The following is a 3,642-nucleotide window of genomic DNA, read 5'->3' as shown; positions in this document are numbered from 1 at the left end:
AATGGCGATATCCGCTATATTGCCATGCAGGTCAGTGGGTTAGAAGCGCTTCAGGGGGCCAGTCTCACGGATTCAGGATAACTAATAGGATTCTATGTCGAGCGCAGGCGCAGCTGTGGCCGTCGACCTCCATTGTGGCTGCTTTGCTGGCTGACTGGATCATGGCGATGCCGAGTGTCTGGCTAAGGCCATCAACCGAGGCAATTCCTTCAGCAAGGTGGGCCACTATTTGCCGGCGGCATCGACGAGGTGCACCGGGTGTTCAGCGACAACGTCGCCGCGACATTGAGCACCTGCTTGCACATCCGCATCAGGTTCCACCCCTGGTGCGTCCGGCTCTCTAGTAGGCATCGCAGCCTATGCAGGACCTGGTAGGCGTAGAGGCTCAGCACCAGGCTCGCCTCGTTGCGGGCCATCACATCCTGACGCTGGAGGGCGCCACGATCCGTCGAGGAGAGGTGCACATCGAGCGCCGATTTTACCTCGTCCATGTTCGCCAGGACCTTCTCCAGCGGCCAGTCGAACGTGCCGAGGTTGGTGACCAGGAAGAAGGCATGCAGCAGTAGATCATCGAGGTGCTCCTGTACCACCAACACCACGTGTCGCGGCGACGGTCAGGAGCCCGCCCAGTATGTCAGTTTGTAACTCCACTCCCGGGGTTCTTCGGGGCGGCGACCTCATGGTCGCCGCAAGTACGGCGCCGCCAGTTTCTAAAGCCCCGAGTGACTGCGCAACCCTACCAAGGACTCGATTCCGTGCTCTTCCAGCGCCTTCAGTGTGTCGTTGTCGGTGAAGCCGGCGTCGATGCGAACACGCACCTCGGCCTCGGTACTCTCATTGAGTCGACGCACCAGATGCGGGATCCAGGTATCGGCGTTCTCAGCCGGGCCGGCGTTGCCCTCGCACAGCAGGCCTCCGACCATGTCGCTAGACTCGGCCAGCGAGGCGATCAGCGACGAATAGATTCGTGTGCCGAGATGACTGTGAAAGGCCGAGCCTCCCTCATGGCCAAAGACTTCGATCGGCACAGGCCGTCGATATCCAGTGTCAGCTTCTTGGGGTGTTCGCCGCCGTTCAATGAGGTCTGTCACCAGATCACCAGCCGCAACAGGTTTTCGTGCACCACATCAATGTTGTCCTTGTGCCTGAGGCAGGACAGTAATCGCGACAGAGTGGATTGGGACGGCTGGCCCTGCATCAGCGGTGTGGTGCCACGGGCATCGCTGCACGCCAGTTGCTAGAGCGAATCGCGGCGCAGTGCAGTGTGGTGGTATCGTTGAGATCGATCCAGCGCCCGGCCCGTTGCGGCACCACGGTGCACAACTGAGTGGCCAGAGAGCGATGGGCGCGCTGCGGGTCGCGCTGGTCGACCAAGTGATAGTCAAGGCGGCGATTACGCCGCTGCTGTCGATGGCATCACGGAGCAGCAAGGCACCGCTGTTGCTGGTAGTACACTCGCCGCTCAGCTCAACACGGACAAAGCCGGTTCACGAGGACGACCAAGCCGTTAGGGTTTCACCCATGGTAAGTGGTCCACTTGAATCCTGTTCTGACAGGAAGGTACTGATTCTACAAGAGAAAGCCACTCGCCATCTTCTTTTTCAGACGTGTCTCATGAATAAGTCGGGCTCATGGCATATTGACCTTTTGAATGAGGACGTCCGGTGGATAGGCTTTTACTAATAGTGCAATTAAATCTCGTAAAGAAAGTAACCTGTTGAATTAAATAGTATATGCCCCCTATCTTATTTTTAAGTCATCGCGATAAAGTATTGATCGAGTTGATCTGTATCAATGACTAGCCGCTTGCCCAGCCCTAGAGTGAGGGGATAGAGTCCGCCTGCGGCTCGGCGCGACAAGGGTGCAGAGACAATGCCAAATTCCATGTTAGATAGCCCGTTCCGCTGCTGTCTGCCTGAAGAGGAATTCCTTCTGGTCAACAGCCATACAATTGAAGAAATGCACAGTTACCGTGGGTATGCGATGGGGTTCCTGCCCAATTATCCCTGCATCAGCAAACTGATGGTTGCGCTGGGCCTTGAGAGCGAAAAGCGGCACGAAAGTTTGGTGACTGCGGCCCAAGGTCTAGGTCTGGAAAAGAAGCTGAGAGACCAGGAAATTTGTCCAGACCTGTTGGCTAAACTGCAAGGTCAGTTTTTCTTCGTAACCGATGATGAAATTACTCGTGTGACGCTGATCCAAGTATTGGTGACCTCCTTAAACTCCTGGCTTTTCTATAAGCTAATGCTGGATTCATGTGGAAGCCACGAGCTAAACGTGCTCCTACAAGATTTCGTTGCGCAACAACGCAATGTTTACCGGACTCTGGAGGAAGTGCAGAATGCATGGATTGACACAATGGCCTGAGAACTGCTTAGATATATCCTGGCATACCTTATTAAACTAGGTTATGAGAGCAGAGATACTTGGCCAGACTATGCGTTCACTCTAAGAGCCCAAGATAACTAATATTTTAATTCGAGACTCTCATCAATTGATCAAGGAGATGAGTGGCGATGGCGCAGGAAGATATATAGCAGAAGCCTGAATTGGCCAAAGAGCGTCTTCTAAAGGCGTGTTCAATATCATCGGGGAAGAGTGAGGCTTGAAGAACAAGAGGAAGTAACTGTCAACTACTTCATCGGGGGTTACCATGTACAGACTACCTGTTACTGGCCAATTGAAGGTGCCTAATTCCAGTGGGCCTTGGTTTTGATTCACACATCTATGATTGTCATCTGAGTGTATGCTGTTTCGTGCGATAGATCTTATCCCCAGCAGATATAGGTGAAAGTGTTGGATGTTCCAGTTGATGATCGGCACCGCCACTATTGGCGGCAACCGACTTTTCCCAACAAATCTTATGTCTTATGCTCTAAGCATAGTGCCTGGCGCTGGCAACGAGTTCTTGAGCAAGGTTTTCATCTTGTTGGCAGTGATCGGCGATATCACCGATGGTGATGATTCCTACCAGATCCTTGTCAGTATCGTTGTTAAGAACCAATAGCCGCTGGACCTTTTGTTGCTGCATGTTCTTCAGCACAGCAGACAAGTCCTCATCTTCAAAGGTGTAGAGCGGTTTATCGGAAGCAATATCCATAGCTTTTTCTGCCGGATCTACACCTTCGGCAATTCCACGAACTACGATATCGCGATCGGTAACAACACCAACTACCTTGTCATTTTTGACCAGAGGCTCGAATCCAGAATCAATATCGCGCATATTTTTAGCAACATCACGAATCGATACATCAGCATCCATATACTCAGGGCGCGTGGTCATGACTTCCTTCGCTTTCATGGTAAACCTCCTATGCGATAAAAAAATCAAGTTTTATATTCAAATTGCCGTATAAAAATGGAAGATAGAATGATGCTTTCCTATTCTTAATATAGCTCAATAAGAACAAGTTTCAACGTTTAGTCGGCTTGATATCGTTAAAAACGGAAATAACGAGATCTATCGAACGCCGCAGGTGCCGCACCCGTAGCTTGAATTCATTTTTAGCAATTTTTATTTAGACTATTTTGTTATATATGCAGCTGATTGGGTGGCCTTAGATTATCCTGAATCCGTGATGTCGCTGCCGACATGCCCCCTATCATCGTCTGCGTGAGATTTTTGAGAATTTGACTCGAATA

Annotated in this window: 2 protein-coding genes and 1 pseudogene; 1 reads left to right on the top strand and 2 read right to left on the bottom strand. The window is 51.3% G+C overall.

Features of this window, described 5'->3' with window-relative positions; genetic code table 11:
- Window positions 1-225: 225 nt before the first annotated feature.
- Window positions 226-1,466: pseudogene (locus FEI13_RS18655) on the bottom strand (IS1380 family transposase).
- Between the two features lie 406 nt (window positions 1,467-1,872).
- On the opposite strand from FEI13_RS18655, the gene FEI13_RS18650 reads away from it, so the two are divergent.
- Window positions 1,873-2,367 carry a hypothetical protein gene (locus FEI13_RS18650; RefSeq protein WP_138182989.1) on the top strand — a complete coding sequence of 165 codons (495 nt, stop codon included), beginning with the start codon at window positions 1,873-1,875 and terminating at the stop codon, window positions 2,365-2,367.
- Window positions 2,368-2,875: 508 nt separating this feature from the next.
- Here FEI13_RS18650 and FEI13_RS18645 read toward each other — a convergent pair.
- Entirely contained in the window at window positions 2,876-3,301 is a 426-nt protein-coding gene (locus tag FEI13_RS18645; protein WP_138182988.1) for a CBS domain-containing protein, read from the bottom strand.
- Between the last annotated feature and the right edge of the window lie 341 nt (window positions 3,302-3,642).

The organism is Halomonas urmiana, assembly GCF_005780185.1.
In the GTDB taxonomy this organism is placed as follows: domain Bacteria; phylum Pseudomonadota; class Gammaproteobacteria; order Pseudomonadales; family Halomonadaceae; genus Halomonas; species Halomonas urmiana.
The sequence above is the reverse complement of the archived record's forward strand: the minus strand, read 5'-3'. Positions and strand labels throughout refer to the sequence as shown.